This is a genomic window from Bacillus sp. Marseille-Q3570, assembly GCF_946151055.1.
In the GTDB taxonomy this organism is placed as follows: domain Bacteria; phylum Bacillota; class Bacilli; order Bacillales; family Fictibacillaceae; genus Pseudalkalibacillus.
Genome location: NZ_CAMGYZ010000002.1, coordinates 189,180 through 213,196 on the forward strand (window position 1 = coordinate 189,180; position 24,017 = coordinate 213,196).

Annotated in this window: 20 protein-coding genes; 8 read left to right on the forward strand and 12 right to left on the reverse strand. The window is 41.2% G+C overall.

The features are described 5' to 3' along the window. Positions 1–39: 39 nt before the first annotated feature. On the reverse strand, positions 40–291 hold the full coding sequence (locus tag N8M93_RS04205) for a hypothetical protein (RefSeq protein ID WP_261129903.1): 252 nt from the start codon (positions 289–291) through the stop codon (positions 40–42). Positions 292–442: 151 nt separating this feature from the next. Between N8M93_RS04205 and N8M93_RS04210 the strand changes: the two genes are divergently transcribed. After that, entirely contained in the window at positions 443–1,774 is a 1,332-nt protein-coding gene (locus N8M93_RS04210; RefSeq protein WP_261129904.1) for a helix-turn-helix transcriptional regulator, read from the forward strand. Positions 1,775–2,153: 379 nt separating this feature from the next. On the opposite strand, the gene N8M93_RS04215 is transcribed toward N8M93_RS04210, so the two are convergent. Together N8M93_RS04215 and N8M93_RS04220 are read right to left on the reverse strand one after the other, a co-directional pair. After that, a complete protein-coding gene (locus N8M93_RS04215; protein WP_261129905.1) occupies positions 2,154–2,741 on the reverse strand; it encodes a hypothetical protein in 588 nt (195 codons plus the stop codon). Further along, positions 2,738–3,658 carry a hypothetical protein gene (locus tag N8M93_RS04220; RefSeq protein ID WP_261129906.1) on the reverse strand — a complete coding sequence of 307 codons (921 nt, stop codon included), beginning with the start codon at positions 3,656–3,658 and terminating at the stop codon, positions 2,738–2,740. Before N8M93_RS04220 ends, N8M93_RS04215 begins: the two co-directional genes overlap by 4 nt. 254 nt (positions 3,659–3,912) lie before the next feature. Here N8M93_RS04220 and N8M93_RS04225 point away from each other — a divergent pair, with 254 nt between their 5' ends. Then, positions 3,913–4,923, forward strand: a complete 1,011-nt coding sequence (locus N8M93_RS04225) for a S8 family peptidase (RefSeq protein ID WP_261129907.1) — start codon at positions 3,913–3,915, stop codon at positions 4,921–4,923. 256 nt (positions 4,924–5,179) lie between these two features. Here the strand turns inward: N8M93_RS04225 and N8M93_RS04230 are convergent, their stop codons facing one another. After that, positions 5,180–5,707 carry a CBO0543 family protein gene (locus N8M93_RS04230; RefSeq protein ID WP_261129909.1) on the reverse strand — a complete coding sequence of 176 codons (528 nt, stop codon included), beginning with the start codon at positions 5,705–5,707 and terminating at the stop codon, positions 5,180–5,182. Between the two features lie 175 nt (positions 5,708–5,882). Between N8M93_RS04230 and N8M93_RS04235 the strand changes: the two genes are divergently transcribed. Further along, positions 5,883–6,764: a CBO0543 family protein gene (locus N8M93_RS04235; protein ID WP_261129910.1), complete on the forward strand. Its 882-nt coding sequence runs from the start codon at positions 5,883–5,885 to the stop codon at positions 6,762–6,764. A 53-nt stretch (positions 6,765–6,817) separates the two neighbouring features. Here the strand turns inward: N8M93_RS04235 and N8M93_RS04240 are convergent, their stop codons facing one another. From N8M93_RS04240 to N8M93_RS04250, 3 genes are all read right to left on the reverse strand, one after another. Continuing rightward, on the reverse strand, positions 6,818–7,855 hold the full coding sequence (locus tag N8M93_RS04240; protein ID WP_261129912.1) for an NAD-dependent epimerase/dehydratase family protein: 1,038 nt from the start codon (positions 7,853–7,855) through the stop codon (positions 6,818–6,820). 93 nt (positions 7,856–7,948) lie between these two features. Further along, a complete protein-coding gene (locus N8M93_RS04245; protein ID WP_261129913.1) occupies positions 7,949–8,884 on the reverse strand; it encodes a hypothetical protein in 936 nt (311 codons plus the stop codon). 754 nt (positions 8,885–9,638) lie between these two features. Next, positions 9,639–10,274, reverse strand: coding sequence for a YitT family protein (locus N8M93_RS04250; RefSeq protein ID WP_261129915.1), 636 nt, complete (start codon positions 10,272–10,274; stop codon positions 9,639–9,641). 159 nt (positions 10,275–10,433) lie between these two features. On the opposite strand from N8M93_RS04250, the gene N8M93_RS04255 reads away from it, so the two are divergent. Continuing rightward, the gene (locus tag N8M93_RS04255) at positions 10,434–10,895 is read left to right on the forward strand and encodes a PaaI family thioesterase (protein WP_261129917.1); all 462 of its coding nucleotides are present in this window, start codon (positions 10,434–10,436) and stop codon (positions 10,893–10,895) included. 238 nt (positions 10,896–11,133) lie between these two features. On the opposite strand, the gene nadA is transcribed toward N8M93_RS04255, so the two are convergent. Genes nadA through nadB form a run of 3 tightly spaced genes read right to left on the reverse strand, consistent with a single transcriptional unit; the run spans position 11,134 to position 14,602 of the window. Then, the gene (nadA, locus tag N8M93_RS04260; protein WP_261129919.1) at positions 11,134–12,243 is read right to left on the reverse strand and encodes a quinolinate synthase NadA; all 1,110 of its coding nucleotides are present in this window, start codon (positions 12,241–12,243) and stop codon (positions 11,134–11,136) included. Positions 12,244–12,246: 3 nt separating this feature from the next. Next, positions 12,247–13,083: a carboxylating nicotinate-nucleotide diphosphorylase gene (gene nadC, locus N8M93_RS04265; RefSeq protein WP_261129923.1), complete on the reverse strand. Its 837-nt coding sequence runs from the start codon at positions 13,081–13,083 to the stop codon at positions 12,247–12,249. Further along, positions 13,052–14,602 carry an L-aspartate oxidase gene (gene nadB / locus N8M93_RS04270; RefSeq protein WP_261129924.1) on the reverse strand — a complete coding sequence of 517 codons (1,551 nt, stop codon included), beginning with the start codon at positions 14,600–14,602 and terminating at the stop codon, positions 13,052–13,054. The genes nadC and nadB overlap by 32 nt, the downstream gene beginning before the upstream one ends. Positions 14,603–14,708: 106 nt before the next feature. Here nadB and N8M93_RS04275 point away from each other — a divergent pair, with 106 nt between their 5' ends. After that, positions 14,709–15,842, forward strand: a complete 1,134-nt coding sequence (locus N8M93_RS04275; RefSeq protein WP_261129925.1) for an IscS subfamily cysteine desulfurase — start codon at positions 14,709–14,711, stop codon at positions 15,840–15,842. A 232-nt stretch (positions 15,843–16,074) separates the two neighbouring features. Here the strand turns inward: N8M93_RS04275 and N8M93_RS04280 are convergent, their stop codons facing one another. Beyond that, the gene (locus N8M93_RS04280; protein WP_261129926.1) at positions 16,075–18,036 is read right to left on the reverse strand and encodes a phospholipase D-like domain-containing protein; all 1,962 of its coding nucleotides are present in this window, start codon (positions 18,034–18,036) and stop codon (positions 16,075–16,077) included. A 196-nt stretch (positions 18,037–18,232) separates the two neighbouring features. Here N8M93_RS04280 and N8M93_RS04285 point away from each other — a divergent pair, with 196 nt between their 5' ends. Then, on the forward strand, positions 18,233–18,994 hold the full coding sequence (locus N8M93_RS04285) for a sulfotransferase domain-containing protein (protein WP_261129928.1): 762 nt from the start codon (positions 18,233–18,235) through the stop codon (positions 18,992–18,994). Positions 18,995–19,565: 571 nt separating this feature from the next. Here N8M93_RS04285 and N8M93_RS04290 read toward each other — a convergent pair. Beyond that, on the reverse strand, positions 19,566–19,871 hold the full coding sequence (locus tag N8M93_RS04290) for a hypothetical protein (RefSeq protein WP_261129930.1): 306 nt from the start codon (positions 19,869–19,871) through the stop codon (positions 19,566–19,568). Between the two features lie 308 nt (positions 19,872–20,179). On the opposite strand from N8M93_RS04290, the gene ytvI reads away from it, so the two are divergent. Together ytvI and N8M93_RS04300 are read left to right on the forward strand one after the other, a co-directional pair. Beyond that, positions 20,180–21,211: a sporulation integral membrane protein YtvI gene (gene ytvI, locus N8M93_RS04295; RefSeq protein ID WP_261129932.1), complete on the forward strand. Its 1,032-nt coding sequence runs from the start codon at positions 20,180–20,182 to the stop codon at positions 21,209–21,211. 587 nt (positions 21,212–21,798) lie between these two features. Then, a complete protein-coding gene (locus tag N8M93_RS04300; protein ID WP_261129933.1) occupies positions 21,799–23,985 on the forward strand; it encodes a PAS domain-containing sensor histidine kinase in 2,187 nt (728 codons plus the stop codon). Positions 23,986–24,017 lie beyond the last annotated feature (32 nt).

A 24,017-nucleotide genomic window follows, 5' to 3' on the forward strand; every position in this document is an offset into this window, starting at 1 on the left:
AGCAAAGTACATCCTTAAAAGGGGTGTTTTTTGTGGTCTTTAAAGAGGCATTTCGGGGGAATCAGGCCAAACAGGATCTGCATCTACAAGTACTGGACTGTCAGGCCATATCGGATCATCACCTTCGGGACCAGGTCCATCTGGCCATACCGGATCGGACTCAGCTATTGACGGATTCTCTACATTACCTTTTTCGCCATCGTCATAAGCTTGTCCTCCAACTACTAGAACACATAGTGCAAATACTCCTGTACTTGCTAAACAGATTACATTTTGAAACCATTTTGTCATAAAGCACCTCCAAAAATTGAATATTTTTACATTTTTATCTTAAATTTAACATTTTAGATTGTCAATGATTTTTTGAATAATATATTTAATTATTTAAAAATTCTTTCAATAAATTTACATTGTGGTAAAATGATAGTGGGAGGCGATATATTTGGAAAGTAGTGTAGGACTAAGGATTAAAAGGTTAAGAAAAGATTTGGGACTTACCCAGGGAGATTTAGCTGGGGATCAATTGAGCCGCGCCATGTTAAGCCTCATTGAACGAGATCTGACCACCCCCTCCCTCCGGACGATTGAATATTTATCCCACAAACTAGGTGTTTCCGTTGGTGATTTACTAGGGGAAATCAAAGACACATCCATTACTTCAGCCACCTCAGAAGATATCAAAAAATCACTCAATATCTGTACAACCCTTTTTAAAGTCGAAAAATTCAAGGAAGCGGAAAATCGACTGAAAGAACTGATCAAAATTGAACACGTTTCCTTCCCGGAAAAATGGCTGGCACACAAACTGCTCGGTCAAATATATGAGAAGCTGGATGAAGATGAAAAAGCTCTGGTTCATTTCACTGAGTCCCTTTACTATCTATCTTCTACAGATTCAAATGAAATTGTAGAAGTCTATTATTATAAGACTCTATCGAACCGGAAGCTTGGACATTATAAAGATGGGATTGCAGCTGCACTCAATGCTGCTGTACTCATCGAATCCTATCACACCAAAGTAGACAACCTTCTTCAAATCAAACTTCTCTATAATCTCGCACTCTGCTATTGCCGTGTCGAAGAGTTCCAAAAAGGACTTGATGTCATCAATCGCGCAATCGGGATCATGGAAGCAAACGAAGTTACATATTCAAACGGCCATTTCTATATGCTGAAAGGTCTCGCAGAATTGTATATGAACAAATTCGCTGAAGGAATCGTATCGACAAGAGGAGCGATCGAATACCTTGATGTCAAAACCCATCCAGAAAGGTATTTAGGCTCCAAAATCAATCTAGGGATCATTTTAAGGAAACACAACGACATACAAGACTCATTAAAAGAACTGCATGAGTGTTTGAATGAAGCATTGAAAGCAGACATACCATATATCACCGTCAATAATTATTACGAGCTTGCCCTATCGTATCTGCATATCGAGGATATCAAGCAAGCCGAGTATTATGCAAAATGCGGATTGGCATTAGTCGAACCGAGGTCCCATTTACATGGCCAATGCCACTACGTCCTTGCCAAAGTACTGATGAAACGTGGAGACTATAAACAAGCATTGAATGAAATCAAAAAATCAGAGTCAATTTTCCAATTACAGAAGAATGAATCTTGGTCTGCACTTGTGTTATCGGAAAAAGCCATTTGTTATGAACGTCTGAATGATCATAATAACGCATTCCAATCTTTACTGCTCGCAAACCAAATGATGTTGAAAAAAGATATGAGGCTCATAAGCACGGAAATTCCCGTAATGAGTTGATTCGTTCACTTTGAAGGAGGAATCAACCTGTGGACAGAGGTAATAAAGTAGTTTATCGGGGCAAGACGTATTTAGTGATATGGAGATATGATTCGGGTTACCTTGAAATAAAGGGAGACTTCAGAACATACCTTGTTCACGAAAAAGACGTAAAGTATGTGAAGTAGACAAATAGTGATGAAGTGAGAAAAGTGCCCCCATTTAAGGATCGGCACTTTTTTAGCTTATAAGTATAAAAATTCTAAAGGCAGTTTTTATATAGATTAAATGACTCAGTAAGTATTTATTGCTGATTTCTTCGAATTTACTCATCTGCACAGGATCTCAACACAAAAATGAAATCATTTCATTTAAATCTTCCTAATGCTGACTTGGAAGTTCAAGTCTGTAAATCGATTTGTTGTCCCTCCAGACGTTCAGGCTCTATGTTACGGAATTTGTGAAGTAAGACCAGAAAAACGATTTCCATTATCAAACTGACCACGATCAGAAGAATGCCCATCCCTGTTCCGATATCCCTGCCTGAATTCATAAGGAAAGGCTCTATACCTGTCACGATCAATATAGCAATGATATAGATTTTGAAAGTCATCTCTGTCCTCTTAAGAATTGCCTCATCACCATAGTGTCGCGCTAGATGGATCATGACCTTGAAAACATAGAAGACAAGGATTAATTTCCCTATTCCAAGTGCACTCATGTAGATCGGCCACCCGTAATTGACAGTCAATCCGGTGATTTCGTTATTCGTCTGTTGGATGAAAACGGTTGGCAGCGAAAAAGCGCACATTACCGTTGCAAAAAGTCGTGATTCGTTCTTTATCTTATACGCCGACCCTATCTTCTCGAGTCCCAGGTAAATGAGAAAGTACCCTAATGGGTCTGGAAGAATGTCGAAAGCTACGATATGTATCTCAATGAATACAAGTAGAAAACCCCAAAACAGTTTTGTAAATGCCTCCCTCAACGGGTACCCCCTCCTTCCTGTCTGCTAATGATATCATTTATGTCGTACTGATCGAGATTAGGCTCATCCTGTATTTGAATCGGAATTTCAAATGTTTTTCCACCTGAAGACTTTCCTTTAAGCCAGATATTGAACCTTAAAAACATGGTATTCCTTTCATCTACCATCGTATGAATGCTGATCCAGTCACCACTCTTTAATTCTAGCGGAAGTTCAAGCTCCTGTAGTGTTGTACCAGGTACCTTATCCCAGCTTACATTTATGGTATCCGAGATTTCTTGTTCCTCTTTTTCAGGCAGTTTTACTTTCGAATCTTGAATCTTCACTTCTACCACTCCTGGAAATCGATCAAGCAGAGGAACTTTGATTTCCTCGATGAGCAGTGTTTCTTCCGCTGACATATTATACTGGGAACGGTGGTAGCTGCTGCTTCCGCTCATCTGAAATTTGAATGGTGATTCTTGTTGCCCATCTCCACGGAAATTTACATAACCGATCTCTACTGGATGATTGAAAGCACCACCGTTGTTAAAGGATGGAATGAATTCAGTGAAAATCCACTCATCTTCGCTGCGCTTCTTCACCGGAATCTGTTCCTCCGGGAAATCCACCTTAAATGATTTTAAATGTTGATGTATGTATTCTTCTTTAAACTGTGGACCTTCTGAATAGAACATGAATCCATCTTGTGTTGTATAAAGGTGGATTCCATTGATACTGATGCTATTCACCGTACCATGGTCACTCTTATTCGTAAGATAATAGAATTCCAAAGGCATTCTATCTTCCAACCAAACTTCATAATAATGTTTTAGAAAAATAGGTTCATCCAGTTGCTTTGATAGCAGATATGTATAATTACCTGTCCAGAGAATGACTACAAGCATGATTGCAATCCAGAAGTGACTTTCCCTCATATTGATACCCCCCTAAAAGACCAAACATCTACACATTTTACCATATTTGTATGATTGATAGATTATTCATAGCAATGAAACTATTTGAATTTGACTTAGACATCGGATTTGCTTGTATTTTGTAGTTCGGCAACTATTTTTTACAGATAATCAGGTATTTCACACTATTGAATTTTATAAGGTTTTCCTTTATATTTTGATTATTCAGAATACTATTCCCGCGTTCGATGATTATTTAAAAAGGAGGATGAAAAATGACTGATGTCCGATTGATTCCTTATCAAGTAGAAGAAATCATCGAAGATTTGACGAATGTTCCTCAAGGTGTAGAAATGATTGAAGCACCAGAATTATGGGAGAGGGCTGATAAAGGGAAAGGGAATGTCGTCGCGATTATTGATACAGGTTGTCAGACCAACCATCCTGACTTGGAAGGACGGGTGATTGACGGGCGTAACTTCACGACTGATTACAATAGTGATCCAGACAATTACCTAGACAACAATGGACACGGCACTCATGTTGCCGGCACCATTGCTGCTATCGGGAAAGATAATAGTATCGCAGGTGTCGCTCCTGAATGCAGCCTGCTCATATTAAAAGTGTTGACGAAACAAGGCAGCGGCAGAATGGAGTGGATTGTGGATGCCATCCGTTACGCAACTGATTGGACAGGACCGGATGGGGAAAAAGTGAAAGCCATCTCCATGTCACTTGGCGGTCCACAAGGTACAGATGAATTACACCAGTCAATCAAAGATGCTGTCGACAACCAGATATGCGTCGTTTGCGCTGCTGGTAATGAAGGCGACAACCAGGAGGATACTGACGAATATTCTTATCCGGGTGCTTATAATGAAGTCATTCAGGTAGGAGCGGTAGATTTCCAACGTAATCTTGCACGATTTACGAACACGAATGATGAAATTGACCTGGTCGCTCCAGGCATCAATATTTTATCGACTTTTCCAGATAATCGATATGCGAGGTTATCAGGAACATCGATGTCCACACCGCATGTCTCTGGGGCGTTAGCCTTATTGAGCAATCTGACAACGAAAGAATTCGGTCGTGAGTTGACTGAACCTGAGCTGTACGCACAGCTTGTGAAACGGACAACCCCACTTGATTATTCAAAAAAAGCTGTCGGAAATGGCTTACTGACACTCGGTCTCGTCGATAAACTTGAAAACCTGTTCAGCCCATACACAAAGATGTGGGAGCAAGAGAATAAAAGCATATTGATGGCAGAAAGACGATCCTGATACACAAAACTCAGGCTGAACCTTAGCTGCACTTATATTGAAGAAAGTGTTTTATACTTTCTTTAAATGCAAAAAGGGGATGACTTCTATATGGAGCATCCTCTTTTTACATGTATTTAAACATAAAGGAAAATCGTGATTGTATGTAATTAAAGACATTGTTCATAGCTTTCACCTCGAAGTCTGGTACTGAACATTTCTACCAAAATCAAGGTGGAAATCCCAAGAAAATACTTAGAGGACTTTACTTCCATTCTCATTTCAATATGTCCGTCGGTACCTCGTGAAGATTCCATAGAATAATGATGAACAGAATTGATATTCCCCATGCAGTAAGAGGTCTCCTATGATGAATGTAGAGGATGATGAACATGATGAAGTTGAAGAGGATCGACCATCCATAATGCCAGCTATTATGAAACGAAATTCCATCTACCCATAAAGTGATCATTTCATTGATGCAATAAATCATTACCCACAACAATATGTTGAGAAATTTATAAATTTTCTTTTCAGGGAAATTCCCCAGATAAATCAAGATCGTTGCTGGATATTTAATTGCCATAACGAATAAAGAGATGTGGGTGTGTGTAAAATTCATCCCGTTTTCCATATGGAATGATTCATATTCCCACATTGAATAGTCATGGAATAGAAACTGATACAACAAATCGCCAACAATAAAGAAAAGTATAGTGGGATAATAGACTCTCCAATTCTTCCAATCCCCCCATTTCCATGCCGCAACGATATAGATGATAAAATACATTATAAATATCAGCATATACAACACTCTTTTCCTAACAAACATTACCATTTATTAACATATTTCAATATAATATACACAAATTCAAATTCACCTTATTAAATAGGGGCTTGATTACTATTTCAATTTTATTGTTAATTCTTTGATTCTTTTGGATAATACTAATGGTAAAATCCTTTAAATTGGAGTCATTATGATCTTATTACTTTTGACATTTTTGATTTTTACTGCAGCAGCATTCCTGATCCCGAAGAAGATGTTGAGTATTGAAATGTATGTAGGATCCTGGTTCGCTCTATATTTTGCTTTATTGGCAGATTCTGTACTTGGTGGCAGATATGAATTATATGCCTATTTCAAGCCAGGGGTCCATTACATCGATTTTCTCGTTGCTTTCGTTACCTATCCAGCGATCTATATTATATTTCTTAATCTTTTTCCATTTAAAAAACCACTTTCAAAAAAAGTGATTTACATAGTCGGCTGGTCAATTTTTGCAATCGCTTATGAATGGTTTGCATCATACCATAGCCAGATGTTCAATTATACCGGCTGGGAAACGATTTATTCCGTTCCAATATACCCTATCCTATACGGTATACTACTTATGAATTTCTTTTTTATTAGACATTTTATTGAAAGTCCAGTAATGGTCCTTAACAGTCGTATGTTAAAAATAGACGTATATGGAACTGTGTTTTTCACGTTATATTGGTCACTTGTCATAGATGCGATTTTAAAAGGGAAATATAAATTTTACCATTACATCAAACCAGAGGTGCACTGGTCTGATTTTCTTATCCGGATCAGCTTTTATCCAATTTCAGCTCTGCTTTTCCTCGCGTTCTTCCCAATGGATAAAAAACTTTGGATGCAAATAGGATACCTGTTTTGTTGGTCACTTTTGATCGTTTTTTGCGAATGGATCGCTTTGCAGATTGGTCTTGTCCATCATGATAACTGGGGCTTGCACCTTTCTTATATAAAATACTTTATATTCTATCTGATCATCCTTATGAATTATTTCTTGATGGAGAAATTGAATAGGAAATCAAAAAGGACAACTTATGCTTAAGTTGTCCTCTTTCTTTTTACGAATATTAAGAAAGCCTTATATGAATACCATTCTTACACGCTTGCAGCTTGCATCCATTTTTTTAAGATCGTCTTTTCTTTCGAATCAGCGAGACATGCATCTGAAAGTGTTCTGTTTTCTTTCATGTACCAATCGTGTGTGTCCTTGATCGTTTGCTCAAATGGTCTGAAGGTCAATCCCTCTTTTATCGCTTTAAAATTGTTGAGTCCGATATCCCCATTTGGAGCTGGAAGGTCTTCGGATATCGGATATGTTTCAGGAATCCATAAAGGCAGTTCCACCCATGGAGCTACATTACAGCGTTTCAAAAAGGATTCAGATACCCATGTGATGTCTGCTTTATTATTGAACAGGATTTTGCCTTTTTCAAGAAAGGTTTCCATCATCAATTTCACTTCCGGTCCGACGGCGTTATAAGTTCCGACGATCTGCTGTTCAACCATGTGGATCGTCCATTCCGCAAGATCCCGGACATCAATGAATTGAATCTTCCTGTCAGGTCGCCCAGGTGCGAGAATTTCACGATTTTCGGCCAATCTTTTCGCCCAGTAAGTGAAACGGTCAGTAGGATCATACGGACCTACGATCAGTCCTGGCCGTATGACGAGACCGCGCCTTTCCATTTCTTCATGAACGACCTGTTCACAGTGGTACTTCAAGGGGCCATATTTTTCACTGGTTACCTCATCCGTCTCGCTGATGGTTTTTACTTTCTCGGATGATAATGTCAAAACCGCTCCTTCTTCGTCAACATGATCTTCATTAATGAAATTCTTATAGACGGAAGCGGTCGAGATGAATGTATAGATTTCCGTATTATCTACAACTGTTTGTACCGATTTACGTACTGTTTCTGGATGATAGCCGCAAGTATCGATGAGTGCATCCCATTTCCTGCCACTGATCAAGTGACTATCATTCAATCTGTCCCCCTGGATCCATTCAAGCTCAGGAAAAACCTCCCGATTCGTACCCCGATTGAAAAGTGTTACATTGTGGCCCTTATTCATGGCTGCTTCAACGATATGTCTTCCAACAAACTTCGTCCCGCCAATCACCAAGATATTCATTCCTTACACCTCCATTTGATTTTTTAAAATCTAAGGTGTATATAAAATACATATGTATAAGATGGTCCGATGTTTTGGACCATCTGGAAAACGTCATGATTGGACTGCTTGTTTTTCAACCCGACCGTAGTTTCTTAGGAGTTTTAAATTCTGATAGGTCAGGATGCCTTTCCATTCATCCTTTGCTTTTGGCCAATCCTGTTCGTACTGTCCCCATTCCCAATTCGGATGCCATGAACCGTCAGATTGTTGTTGCTCGATGATGTAGTCAAGATTATCCTCGACCTCTTCCTTCATATCCATATAAAAAGGTGCATCTGGGCTTACGGCTAACTGGACCGGCTGCATTCCGTAATTCGACCACTGTTCACGTCTCAGATCGACTAATTCAGGAATATGTTCTCTAACTTTTTCAACGATCCTTTCTCGGTCGGATGTACTTAATTCCTCAGCAAATCTTAGGTAACAAAAGGTTTCGTGCATACTTCCAAGTGTATCGAGCTCCATAAAATATGTGATGGAGCGTGATTTTAGATTTTCACGTACTTCTTCCGGTGAGCATTCCTTATAGCGTAAAAAATAGCCAGCAAGCTCTGCATTCGGATTTCCCCATGCCTCTTCCACCATCACTCGCTCATTTTCATGGTCATAATGCCACCACGGTGCGTGAGGCACATCATTGACTTCAGGAGGGACAGCATGCCATCGACCTGTATTATGATCATAATTCTCCACCAGATAATTCATTGCGTCCCGAACTAAAGCATGGTCTGCTGGTACCTCCAGCTCTTTGAAAATTTGAAATGCAATTGATGTAGACATCGGTGATGACTTATCCAATTGGAAGTCTGGCTCCAATCGCCTTCCAAATCCGCCGTCCATATTTTGATAGTTTTTTAACGCCCGCAATACATCGCCTTCCGAACCATCCTCGAAGTGATATCGGAACAGAGCTTTTTCGAGTTCCCTGCCGTTATTCAATAGAAATTCTTTTGCACGGTTAAACGCTTGTTCATCTAAACGTTTCATCGAATCCTCCTCCAAACGAAAATATGTTCTGTGTTAAGGTTTCGTTATGAATGAAAGTTCTCCTTCTTTCAATTAGCCGGATTCATCTATCGCTAAACAAAACAGAGTGGTAAAAATATGGCCGTTCAGAACTCTTAAGGAGAAGTATGAAATGATGTTTGAAATAGAAAGATTGAGGAGCGCTATCATTTTTCTTAGATTTTGTGTATTACTTTGCTCTTGCACAATTGCAAGCTCAAACTCGAATAATACGAGTTATGTACCGGATGACAGTTCAGATGATAGCGCACTATGGGAAATTAAAATGGAGTTGGAGGAATTGAACAGGAATATTAATATATTAACCAACAAATCAGGTGGGAGTTCTGAATAATGGTAATGGATTACATATATGAAAGGGACTGAAATTGTTTAATGGGTTCCGTTCTGAGGTTCAAAATTGGAATTCGCAGTTTAAATCGTAAGGCGAATCACATAATTTTCACAGACAGTTTCATAAAGGAAGAAATGAAAAAGAGCGAACAATGACTCATTCATAAAATGTAACGGACACAGGAGAGCTTATTTGCTCCTAGATCATCAAAAACAATCTACTTTTTAACGAATAGCGTCTCTGATGTCCTTTAGCATTCTGAAATTAGCGTTTTCGTCATAGATAACGGCTCTCCTGTCCGTTAATACCAAAAATCCCCAGCTGCAACCCTTGCTCCAAAACAATCAACATTAATTCATATCTATATTTTCCCAGCTTCCTTTACGTCAATCGTGACTTATACAGCCGACAGTCGATTTTCCTTTTTAGAGAGTCTATATGTTTATGGAAAAAGCCGATGACTGGTCCTACACATAATACGACGATCAACGTCCCTATCCCTACCGGCCCGCCTGCGATCAAGGCAAGCATCAGTATGAATATACCGGCAATCGTTTTGGCGACAGAAAGCCTGAAACCGAAACGCTTGTGAAGGGCAATCATCGTTCCATCAACGGGAATAAGTGCCAGTTTCGAATGCAGATAGATCGAAATTCCTAATCCAAGCAGCAAGAGACCTGAACCAAGAACGATAGCTTTTAGCATAAATCCGCCTGGCTCCCAAACACTCCAAAGGGTAAATAGCCAAAAATCGATGAAGATTCCTGTTATCATGGCTGTGACAATCGCAAAGTAAGATGGTTTTGTTTTTTGGATCATAGCATTGAGGAATACGAGGATGATTCCTCCGATAACTTCCCAGCTTCCAACCGTCAAACCGAAATGATGAGTCAATCCTACGTTCAATGCATCTAATGGAGAAGCTCCCAATCCCGAAACGATGGTTGCACTGATCCCAAGTGTCATGATGAAAAGACCGATGATAAAAAAGCTTATGTTCTCAAGGGTTTCTTTCACAGATCTCCCCTCCTTTTCCATGATGTCCTATTTTTATATTTTACTAGAGGAAAATGAATACAGACAAGCTTTGTGATTGGTTTTCCAAGCTATTATTCTTTTCAATACACTCTTTCTTTCTATATGATTAGTAATAACAAATATAAAAGGGGGCTGTATATGAAAAAGCATATCGATGATCGTGAGGTACATAAGCAGTTTTACAACGAAATTTTCGAAACGATGAAAGCAGAACCTTACGCCAGATTCCTCGGCATTCAACTTGTGGAGCTTGGGGAAGGTACGGCAACAGCTGAGGTCGACGTAAAGGAGCATATGTTGAATACCCACAATACAGTTCATGGCGCGATCACATTCGCACTTGCCGACTATGTATTCGCTGCGGCATGCAATTCATATGGGAAAACATCTGTTGGACTGTCGACGACCGTCAATTTCATGGCTGCTGGTCAACCGGGCTCTAAACTAAGAGCAACAGCAACGGAGGAAAAACGGAACCACCGCACGTCCTGGTACAACATCCGGGTAGAAAGTGATGGGGAATTGATCGCGACAATGGAAGCACTGGCCTATCGTAAAAACCACTATTTTGTGCCGATTGAGGAAATGGATGGGGAGTAAAAATAGAAATCACCTAATTAATTTGAGTTTGCATCGATATATTTTGGATTTGCACCGATAAAAATCAAGTTTGCTCCGTTAAAGTCTGTATTTGCATTGATATAACCTGATATAAAATGAAAAAAGCTGATCCGAAATGCTGCCGGGTCACACAACATGAGTATAAACTGAATGATTAATGAGCTTATGTTGTAGTGGCCACGTAACAGCATTTCATAAAAGGATCAGCCTTATTACATTATATGGATCTTTCCAGCATTCGTTCGAGGGCAATTTTGGCAAATTTCGCCGTTTCGTTGTCAACGCTGATTTGATTGATCACTTCTCCATCCGCAATTGATTCCAATGCCCATAATAAATGTGGGAGATCGATCCGGTTCATCGTCAGACATGGGCACATATTCGGATTCAGCGACACGATGTTTTTATCCGGATATGTCTGGATCAAACGGTTGACGAGGTTCATTTCGGTGCCGATTGCCCAAGATGAACCAGGTGGCGCATTTTCGATCGTATCGATGATTTTCTTCGTAGAGCCGTTGATATCCGACGCTTGCACGACATCAAAAGTACATTCCGGATGAACGAGCACTGTGACCCCTGGCATTTCCTCACGTACTTGTCGGATATTTTCCATTGTGAATTTTTCATGGACGGAGCAATGTCCCTTCCAGAGAATGACACGAACGTCCTTGTCCGCCCCTTCGTGTTCCAGAACATTCGAAATCGGGTCCCAGACTGCCATCTGATCAAGAGGAACACCCAGATCATATGCGGTATTCCGTCCAAGATGCTGGTCCGGTAAAAACAGGATGCGTTCCTTTTGGGTCAACGCCCATTCGACCATCGCTTTTGCATTGGAAGACGTCACAGTTGCACCGCTATTTTTCCCTACAAAGCTTTTGATGCTTGCGGTTGAATTGACATAAGTGAGCGGGATGATCGTGTCCCCGAACGTGTCCTGAAGCATTTCCCATGCCTTTTCAGTCTGGTGGATGTCCGCCATGTCTGCCATGGAACAGCCGGCTCTCATGTCTGGAAGCACTACTATCTGTTCGTCACTCGATAAAATATCTGCTGTTTCAGCCATGAAATGGACGCCGCAAAAGACGATGTATTTCGCCTGTTCATTTTCAGCTGAAAGTTGCGCAAGCTTCAAAGAATCACCCGTATCATCCGCAAACTGGATCACTTCATCCTTTTGATAATGATGCCCTGGAAGGTACAATCGCCCTCCCATTTGCCGCTTGATAGCCTCAATCCGCGATTCCATTTCTGACTCGTTCATTTGCTGATAACGTTCTGGTAATCCAGTTGTCTTCGTCTTCAAAATATCCAATACGCCCATCTTTTAATCGACCTCCAATTCGAGACTGATGTCCAAGCCTTTTGCCGAATGCGTCAACGCCCCTAATGAAATGAACTGAACTCCGCAATCTTTATAATCCGCTAATGTATCAAGAGTAATACCACCTGATGCTTCCGTTAAGATATGATCCGGAACAAGCTCCACCATTTCTTTGACCTCAGCTGGTGAGCGGTTATCGAACATGATGATGTCCGCTTTCGCTTCCACAGCAGCCTTCACTTGTTCAGCAGATTCCGTTTCGATTTCGATTTTTGTCATCGGACCCAGCGCCTGTCGAACATGCTGTACGGCATTCTGTATACTGCCGAACATGGCAATATGGTTATCTTTGATCATGACACCGCCATCAAGGGTCATCCTGTGATTCACTCCGCCACCGCATCGTACGGCATACTTTTCAAACATCCGTAAACCTGGTGTGGTCTTACGGGTATCACAAATTTTGATCTCCGACCCCTTTACGCGTTCGGTTGCGTGATGAGCCATTGTCGCGATTCCCGACATGCGCTGAATCAAATTAAGAATGACACGTTCCCCTTCTAAAATTGAAACAACAGGACCGTCCAAAGTGGCGATCGTTTCCCCTTTTACCAATGCCGCACCATCACGCGCATGAAATTCTACCTTTATTTCTTCAGAGATCATATTGAAGCCTTCACGGATGATCTGCTCCCCTGCGAAAATACCATCTTCTTTCATCAATAACCGCCCTGTACCCATTTGATCAGGTTTGAACAAGAGCTGGCTTGTAAGATCGTCTGTAGCAATATCTTCAATGAAAAACCGTTCAAGTTCCTGCCGTAGTTTCAACCGGTTCATAACATTCCTTCCTCCTCTTCACTCTGCGTTGCTTCCATTTTTCATGCTGATCAGGATAATCAGTCCGATAATGGCCCCCGCGGCTTTCTGTCCGTTGTAAGGCTGATTCCGCCACTAACTGCCCGACTAGTACTTGATTATATTTCTGAATTTCTTCTAAACTTGGAAACTCGCAAATTCGTGTGGTTCCTAGATATCGTTTAAAATGTTGGATCGCTGTCTTCAATCCATCTTCATTCCGTTCAATGCTGATATACTTGTTCATTATTTCACGTATATGTTCATACGATGTTGCGTCAGTTAATACCTCTACCCCTTGCCATTTGACTCTTCCATTTGAAGGAGACGATCGTTCGGAACGAATCGTATCGGCCAACCTGTTTGCGAATACGACCCCTTCGAGCAGCGAATTGCTCGCAAGACGATTTGCCCCATGCACCCCTGTGTTCGCTACCTCACCGACTGCAAATAGACCATCAACTGAGGTACGTCCAGATGTATCTGTTTCGACACCGCCCATTGTGAAATGAGCACCAGGTGCGACCGGGATCAAGCCTTCTCCGATTGAATACCCATTTTTCCTACATAATCCGGTGACTGTCGGGAACTTTTTCTGAAAATTTGTGATGCCTCGGATATCAAGAAAAGTCTTCTTTCCATTCCTTTGTGCCCGAAATAAGACTCGGGAGACGACATCACGTGGTGCTAAATCTTTTGAAGGATGCTCGTTTTCCATCAACCTGTTTCCTTTCTCATCCACTAAAAAACCTCCTGCACCGCGGACAGCTTCTGTTACAAGTCCAACACTCTTTCCTTCATTCACCAACAATGTCGGATGGAACTGGATGAATTCCAAATCAGACAATTCCGCACCAGCATCATAAGCGAGCGCAATACCATCTCCAGTTATCGTCGAAGCATTCGAATTAACAGGATACAGTCCAGATAAGCCCCCTGTGGCGAGAATGACAGCATTGGCATAAGTGGCTGCGATTTCACCATTCACATCCATGCTCCATACTCCACAACACCTGTTGTTTTCCACGATCAATCTAATAGCCGTTTCCCCTTCGACTACGAGATTCTTTTCTATGATTCTCTTTTTCACCGTGTCGATGAGATGACGACCTGTTGCATCACCGCCAATATGAAGAATTCGAGCACAATTGTGTGCACCTTCTTTTCCAAATTCATATGTCCCATCTGATTTCCGATCGAATTCGACACCCAGTTCCACCAGTTTTCGGATCATTTCAGGGCCTTCAGTAACAAGGTGTTTCGTCGCAATCATCTTGTTATGGAAGCACCCCGCCTGCAAGGTATCAAGAAAATGATCATACCAATCATCCTTCTCTTGTACGGCAGCGGCTATCCCGCCCTGTGCTAAATAAGAATTGCTATCTTCTAATCTATCCTTTGTGAAAACTATCACATTCTTGTGTAAAGAAAGGAGCTCTGCAATCATTAATCCAGAGAGTCCGCTTCCGATGATAAGGACATCCGTCTGACGCATTTTCATAAAAGGACCTCCTGATTTTGGACATCGTAAAAGTTTACATGTGTCTTGACACCTATATTTACATAAAATTAAACTTATAGCAAGAGGTTTTCTTAGGAGGGTGATTATGATTTATATGGACCATGCCGCAACGACACCTATGTCTGAAGCAGCATTACGTGTTTATTGTGACGTTTCAACACGATTTTACGGAAATTCATCGAGCTTGCATGACGTAGGTAGTGATGCTCAATTTCTGTTAGAGGAATGCCGTAATCAACTTGCAAACTACTTCAACGGAAGTCCAGAAGGGATTTATTTTACAAGTGGCGGATCCGAAAGCAATCACCTTGCGATCGTTTCCATGGCGAGAGCGAATGCCACAAAAGGGAACCATCTGATTACGACTGAAACGGAACATGCCTCAGTCGCTAATACCTTTGCACTTCTAGAGAACGAGGGGTTCCGGATAACGAAAATACCTGTCGATCCTACTGGACTTGTCGATGTTGCTGAAATTCGCGAAGCATTGACGGAAAATACAATCCTGGCGAGCATAGGTCACGCAAACAGTGAAATCGGAACAATCCAACCGCTGAAGGAAATCGGGCAACTTTTAAAATCGAACGGGGTCTTGTTTCATAGTGATTGTGTACAAACCTTCGGAAAAGTTCCGTTTGATATAAAAACAATTGGATTGGACAGCTTGTCTGTATCCAGTCATAAAGTGTACGGTCCAAAAGGAGTCGGTGCATGTTATATTGCTCCTGGAGTATTATGGCGGCCCTCCATTCCAGGCTCTACGCATGAAAAAGGGTTCCGTGCTGGAACAGTGAATGTTCCTGGGAATGCTGCGTTCGTTGCCGCCCTTGAAGAAATAATATCGGAAATGTCTGGATATGAAGGACACTACCGTATGTTACGGGAAAAATTCGTGGACTTCGCAAAATCTGATGATCGGATCACGATTGAGGGCCATCCAAATACGCATCTTCCTTCAATCATCGGCTTTCGGATAAAAGGAATTGAAGGACAATATCTCATGCTTGAACTTAACCGGAAGGGATTTGCCGTCTCGACGGGTTCAGCATGTTCTGTCGGGAAACAATCACCTTCGAAAACGATGCTTGCTATAGGGCGGAATCCAGATGAGGCACGTGAACTCGTGCGGGTATCGTTTGGAAAAGAGACAACGGAACAAGATGTGGAAGCATTGGTTGCTGCGCTTGAAGGGATTGTTACGAGCATGAAAACGGTCTGAGACTCTCTAAATCTAATTCCAGCAATTTTAGAGGACACGAGAGACCTTATTCGCCCCAATTCCCTTATTTTTTGAAAATTAGAGGACACCAGGAACCTTATTTACTAAAAACCTGGGGAAAATGGCTGCTTTTACCCAAATAGCGGAACAGGTGTCCTCTAATTTTTTTAAGGTATATTAGAAATGAAAGGTTTTCCAGAAAATGTACTATCCTCCGAATACAACTTTATTTTCATTGTAACGGAATTGTTCCGCCAGCTTGTGAATAGCGTGCGTAGAATTCTTGCAGGAACTGATTCGCAATCAAGGCATCATGTATGATAAGCATATTTTCGTCATTGATGTCATTGCCGTTCGTGCTCCAGTTTGTCGAACCCACAACGACAGTCGGATCACTTGAAGAATTTGCATCGATCAACATCGTTTTACTATGAAGCTTGCGGGTTTCAGCGTCTACATAGACCGGAGCTGGATTCGCCCACCGGATATTCGGATTGTTCTCACTTGTTTGCGAAGCTGTCCGTCCGGTCATCTCAACGCTTGCAGACCACCACTGGTTCCAGAAGCTGCTGTCAAAGACACCTTTGACAGCAAAGCCTGTCAAAGTTCCGTCAAGATCGTTGTAAGAACCTTCCCACTTGTACTTCAGTTCATCGACCAACGTTTGGTCCGACCAGGCGAAAATCGTGAAATATGCACTGTCATCCGCTTCATTTTTCACAATATCACTCATATTGCCGATCGCATCATCTCCTGAAGAAAAATAAACTTCCACCGTTTTTCCGCCTATCGTGACTGCATGTGGTGTATTATCCGTTTTACGAGGACCAAGATTAGATTCTTGAGGAGAAGGGATCATTGTTGTACTTCCCCACATCTCATTGAATTCAATTTCATAGATAGAAGCCAATTCCGGTGAATGGGTTTCGACGACATGTTGCTGATTTCCGTCAAGAACATCGTTAGCCATGTTTTCTTCAGAACCATAAAGCCCAGTCACGGTAAAGTTCCAACTGCCTGTGAAAACCCAACTGTCATCGATGACCGCGAATTTATTATGCATTTGATTTCCAGGAGAATAGTATGTTCCGTCTGTCTTCTGTTCAGCATCGACAAATAAATGGCCAGATGTTTCAGTTGATCCTACTGTCGTCGTGACAAAAGGATAATCTTCTGGTGAGGCAGGTAATCCGTACTCACTTCGCCTCGCTTGATCCTCAACGGCAAACATAGGCGAGTCTGCGAAAATCGTGATATCATCCGCCGTACCTATTTGCATATCATTACCGCGAGCCATTTTTTCCAAGTAAAGACGCATTGTTTCAAAGCGTTCAGCATAATGCGGATCTGTTGCATCCTTCGCGTCTGCCACGACCCGTACATCAACTCCTTCAGCTGCCTTGTTGGTCAGAGCGTCCACTACATTCGGTAGATTGATTTCATATGTAGCAAAGTCAATACTGGTTGTAGCCTGGTTTATCCGGTTGATCAACCGGTCCTCCAGATTTACGTTATAATTAGCTTCATTTCCTGAGCTTGCATACCCTGATAACGCGCACTTGTTGAAATAAACATTGATCGAGCCAATTGTTTCCGAAACATTATTCAGTTGCTCGGTGGTCGAGTCACAAGTCGAAGAGCCATTTTCAACTCCAGAAGCTGGTGTGCCATATCCTCCACTGTATGTAGAAGTTGCAGTAGTCCAGTTGGAAGCTGTTGTCCCGCTTACGGATTCGTCAACCCGTTCCATCGTCGCTTTCGTATCATTATTCCCTGCATACCAATCATCTACAGAATCTACTGATGTGCCGGTATCATCCTTTAAAGACAGTATCTCATTGCTGTTGCCGAGGGCACCACTGTAAATCAAGTCCGCTTCAACATCTGAGACAGTACTGTCATCTGTCCTTTCCAAGAGATAGTACCCATTCGCAGGAATCGTGCCGGATAAAGAAATGGAAGGCGTACCGTCAGCAGCATCAAGCGTCCATCCTTCCAGTGAGATAGCATTCGTAGTAGGGTTGTACAGTTCAATCCACTCATCATTGTAACTTCCCGTTGTCCCCATCCAGGCGATTTCACTGATCACGACATCACCTGCAGATGCAGCCGATGCTTTTTGCCCTTCCGAAATCGGATTCAGGAAACTAGCCGTAAGCGCTGTCATTAAAACTAGTTGTAGCCATCTTTTCATCGCTCGTTGCCCCATTTCAATAATTTTTGTATTAAAAGATTACGATTCTATTAAATACAAAAACAATAAAGGGTACAACCGGATTCCATGAAGTTTTTGTAAAGTTAGGCCTTATCTCATAGATGGTTGTCCAAACCGTTCACAAACTACTACATAAGATATATATGATAATTCTTCGGAAGAAGGGAATGATGAAATGACCCACCAACCTGATTCTCCAATCCAACCTTTCTTTGCGAATTCCATCGCAAAAAGTGGCACACATTTATTAAGACCATTATTAGAAGGTATCCCATCCATAAAGCATCAGGCTTTCATTTATCCTGGTCTCATACAACAACTTGACGAGCACAGGAATATCCTATCTTCAATGCCTGCCAATCATTTTGCGAATGGCCACCTCCATTACTCTCCTCAATATGCCCAAATGTTCAAACAGCTGGATATGAAACAGATTTTCTTATACCGTGACCCAAGAGACATCGTGGTTTCCTATGCTTATTTTTTCATGAAATTCAGTGGGCATCCGTACGAGCGGTTTTTCAGAGAGAATAAGATGAGTGTCAGGAGTAGATGTCTGTTACTGATCAATGGATTCAACAACTCTTATGCACATCGGTCGAACATCAAGCAGTTCTATGAGCGGTTTCTGGGCTGGATGTCTGAGGAAAATATCCATCTCGTCTCTTATGAAAGTCTTGTCCATTCAGCAGAATCCCAACGAAATGAACTGAAAAAAGTGCTTCGATTCTTGGATATTGAAAAAAGACCGATGAAACTCGATGAAATTGCAAGAAAGATGCAAGCGAATGTCGATCCAGCAAAATCACCTACTTTCCGAAAAGGACAAGCAGGGAATTGGCAGCAAGTGTTTGATGAGGAAATGAAAGCACAATTCAAAGCAGTAGCAGGCGATCTGCTGATTCGATTAGGCTATGAAAAGAATTATGATTGGTAGGTGTTTGATGGACGTTTGATGGTTGTTTGATGGTCGTCGAAGAAGCAAGCATAAGTAAAGCTTCTAAGAATTTTCATGGAGCCACGAAAATGATTGCATTTTTGTGTGGAGATCCTTCGCAAGTGACGAGGCCTACGGATTTACGGCTTATGCATGGAAGGGATGTCTAGCTCAGCGACCAGTCTCTTGGATCAAACTTCATACAGACAAACATACACGATTTTACTCCTTGAATGGTCGTATGGAGCTTTCATACGGACAAACATACACGTTTTTGCCCCTTGAATGGCCGTATGGAGCCTTCATACGGACAAACATACACGATTTTTCTCCTTGAGTGGCCGTATGGAGCTTTCATCCAGTGGTCGACACATTGTTTGACATCTAATTATGCGGGAGCCCGCGGAAAGGAAGTGAATTTCGGGGAATACATCAATAATAACGAACAAAGCCATCTATTAAAAAAGCCTCTTTGAAAGCTTTCAAAGAGGTTTATCTTTTACACTTAAAAAAGTATAAGTGGAACTGATGGCTCAGCCTACGCCTAAGGCTTGGCTTTGCCAAGTTTTCTTTAGCAAGTTCTATTTGGTTGTTCAGATAATAAAAACAAGGCCCTTTTCAAATAAAAGTACACATTCTGGAGTTTCAAGGTTGTTCCTTCGATCCGATCGAGTTCTTTTTCTGTTGCGACCGTGATCGTAACCCTTGCGTCTCCATTGCTTTCAATCGTCCCGTACATCTTGTCTGTCGTAAAATATACAGTTCTTCCTTCACTTACTTGTGAACATAAATCTTCGAATGATTGAATATAGGTTTTGCTTTCGCTTTCCAACAATGTTTTGTTCCTTTGAGCAAAACGTTCTAAACCAATGTTCAACATTCTCCCCCCTTCTTGCTATACTTTTAGAATAACAGAAATCGAGGCGAAATTATTGTATAAATTGACAAAAATCCCATCAAACTAAAGAAATAGTGTTATAGAAACAGACCTTTCTATCCATTAGAAAATGGATTCCAGCCCTATTACATAACTATATTACTATAAAATACCCATATAAAATTAAAACGTTTTTTGTATTATTATTTTTTCAGAATAGATGTTCTTTTCGCTTATACACGGTATAATGATAATAATTTATATTCGACAGAAACCTCGCTGGTTTTTGTCTTTAAGGAGACACGAAGTTGGAATTGAAGAAATACATCCCGTTCCTATTACTTATCGGACTCATTATTTTCCTTATTCCTTATAGTATCCCGCTTGTATTGGCTCTTTTGACTGCTGTATTGTTAGAACCTTTTGTGAAGCTGTTGATACGTTCGTTTTCCCTCAAGCGTGTGTGGAGTGTGGCGATCACATTCACCCTCTTCCTTGCATTGATGGCACTTGGTTGTTATTGGGCTGTTACGACCCTGGTTGTCCAAATTATCGATTTTACTGAACAGCTACCAGAATATGCGCAATATATCTTTGAAAATGTTGAAGCGCTTATTTTCCAATTGCAACAATATTATCAGGAGATTCCACCTGAATATGTTTCGACAATCCAGGATGCATTGAATGACCTTCGTCAATTTTCAGTCGATTTCCTATCCAATATTGCAAATGGGTTAGTTGGTTTTCTAACAGCTGTTCCAGTTCTGCTCATCAAGCTTCTTATCTATTTGGTAAGTTTGTTCTTAATCAGCCTGGATCTCCCAAAACTTCACGCAGGGTTTCTCAATATGTTTTCAGATGAGGCGAAAGAAAAGGTGCAGCTTGTACTTAAACAGCTTTCATTCGCGTTTGTCGGTTTTCTCAGAGCCCAGGTAATCCTGAGTTTTCTAACTTTCATCATCGCGTGGGTCGGGCTTCTGATCCTCGATGTAAAATACGCCTTGCTCCTTTCACTGTTGATTGTGCTTGTAGATATCCTCCCGATATTAGGGACAGGTTCGTTTCTCGTACCATGGGCTTTGTACAATCTATATGTCGGTGAACAACGATTAGCTATTGGATTGCTCGTCCTTTTCTTGTTGATTACGATCTTCAGAAGGATCATCGAACCGAAGATTCTTGGATCGAGTCTCGGAATCAGTGCATTATCAGCGTTGGCCAGTCTTTACATTGGATTCGCCTTGCTTGGCATTGTCGGTTTGATCATCGGACCAGCACTGGTCATTATCATTAAATCCCTTGTCAAGGCTGGATTCCTGAACGTGAAAATTGATTTTTAAGAGGTTGACCGTAGTTTTGGTCGATCTCTTTTTTATAATAGCTGTTTTAGCAAACGTTGTTGTCCTTGCACTTAAAGAAAGTATAAGGGCAACTAAGGCTTGACCTACAAAAGGCTTGGTCTCGCCAAGTTTTCTTTAAAAGTCGTTGATTTCCGCTACAGGATGCTCGCTTTCCACGGGGCGTGCGGTGAGCCCACTCGTCGCCTTGCGACCCTTTTCAAGGAAGCATTTGTGCTCCTGCGTCTACAAGAAAGTCCTGTCGAAGCGAGCTTCCTCGTCGCATGCCTTGCGAGGAGATTATTCAGGTAGTAGGCACGCTGATCCCGCAGGACAAGGAAAGCATCGGGAGCGTTACATCGCCCGAAGAAAATGCGATTTTCATTTTCGAGGAATCTCGCACCATGCCCTCCAATCAACTTGCATAAGGTGATTTTTTTAAATGACTCAAAAGCAACAATCTTTTAGTAAAGAGCCTTTAAGTTTAAAGAAAGTATTAAATGTAAGATTGAGGAAGGAAATGTCTTACATTAGAAGAATGCTATATTATGATGACTTTTGTCGAGGGTCCGGTCAGGGGGTGTAATTACTTGAAACCATTTGAACATTCGATATTGGATAGTTATCCGGAGCCCTATATACTTTTAGTGTTTCCTGATGACCAGCCTGGGCACATCAATTATCTCAACGAGGCAGCAAGAGAAGCTCTACAACTGGATAAAAGCTGTATCGGACATTTTCTTGAAGATGTGTTCCTCAATTCAAAAAAATTAATGGAGGCATGCAACGAAGCAATAGAACACCGGCATCTCGTTATTCTCGAACACTTTTCGATTTCGCACCAAGATCTGATGTTCGAAGCGGTGAAAATAGTACCATTAAGCCCCAAAAGCGGTATAAACTACTGTGGTGTGATATTGGATACTCCCTATAAAGCCACGAAAATGATGACCGATGATCGCATGCTGCAATCTATTTTTCTCTCTACGCCAAATGCGATCTTGATCCAGAATGTAGATGGTGAAACATACAACATCAACCCTGCTTTCACGGAGATGTTCGGATGGAAGGATTATGAGTTGATTGGAAATTCGGTTTCCCTATTTCCATCTGGATATGAAAATGAGTATGAAGAAATCGTCCGGCAGCTACGGAAGAACGATACTTACTTAGTGCCAAATACCAAGCGTGTACACAAAAACGGGACCATAAAAGATGTGTCGATCTGTTATATGAACATATACAATCACCGTAGGGAAAGGATTGCGGTTGCACGGTTATATATCGATATTTCTAAACAGATCCTCTTTCATGAGAAATATCTTGAGCAACGGAATTCTTATCAGTTGATCACTGAAAATATGAAGGATCTAGTGGCTATCGTCGATTTATCAGGGAAGTTTGTCTATACTTCACCTTCTCATCTCGATATCACAGGTTTATCTTCTGAATCTTATTTGAACATGAATGTTTTCAGATATATCCATCCTCATGACAGAAGACATGTCTTTAAGCAGATCCAACAATTGATTGAAGCAGGTCGATCTGCAAAAGCTCAAATTCGATATAAGCACGCCAGCAAAGGGTACATATGGATTGAATTGATTGCTTCTCCTTTGTATGAAAACCAAGCACCCTATGAAAAATTTGTAATCGTCGGACGTGATATTACCGAACGGAAGCATTCAGAGGAAGCTTTACGTGAAAGTGAAATGAAGTACCGTTTGATTCTCGAAAAGACCTCAGATTTTGTGGTCACCTTCAACCAGTTTGGAGAAGTCCATTTTGTATCTCCTTCTTTGCAAAGTTGGCTGAAAAATCCTGACCTATCAAATATGTATCGGTTCATGGACGATTATGTTCTGAAAGATGAACGCGGCTTATTGTATGACGTTATCCATCATGTATTCAAAACAAAAGAAGCTGACCAGATCGCTTTTACAATTGAAAAAGATGGATCGACATATACCTTTGACGCAGTCCTTACTCCGTTGATTTCCAATGAGTACACGAAGTATTCCGAAGATATGATTCTGCTCATCGCCAGAGATATAACGAAACGACTTGAAGATGAACATATTTCAATGCAATTGGAGAAGATGTCGACTGTCGGTCAGCTTGCTGCCGGTATTGCGCATGAGCTGCGGAATCCGTTGACAAGTGTGAAAGGGTTCATCCGCATGATTAAGGACGAAATAGACGATTCCCTTCTGACAAGTTATCTCGATATCATTGGTGGTGAACTTGATAGTATCGAACGGATCGCTGATGAATTCATGGACCTTGCAAAGCCACATGTCATCAGCCTTGAAGAAACTGAATTACATGAGATCGTGGACAGCTGTGTACGATTATTCGAAGGAACTGCATTTTTACAAGGAATCAACATGGATGTTGAATACATAAATGAACAGCAAATACTCCTGAACTGTCAAAAGAATTCCCTTAAACGAGTCTTTATCAATATCATGAAAAATGCAATGGAAGCGATGGAAAAAGGCGGAGAATTGAATATCAAAATTCACGCACGGGATCCATATGTAGAACTCCTCTTCATCGATTCGGGTAAAGGGATTGAAAAAGAACGTTTGAAATATATCGGGGAACCTTTTTATTCAACGAAAGAAAAAGGAATCGGGCTTGGCCTGATGATGAGCCGAAAGATTGTACGTGAGCACGGAGGAAGGCTATCCATCGAATCTGAGTACAAGCAAGGAACGACGATACGGATCATCCTGCCCCTTCTTTCTGCTAAATCGGCTGTAAAAAACACTTAAAGAAAACCTGGCAAAGCCAAGCCTTTGGCGCA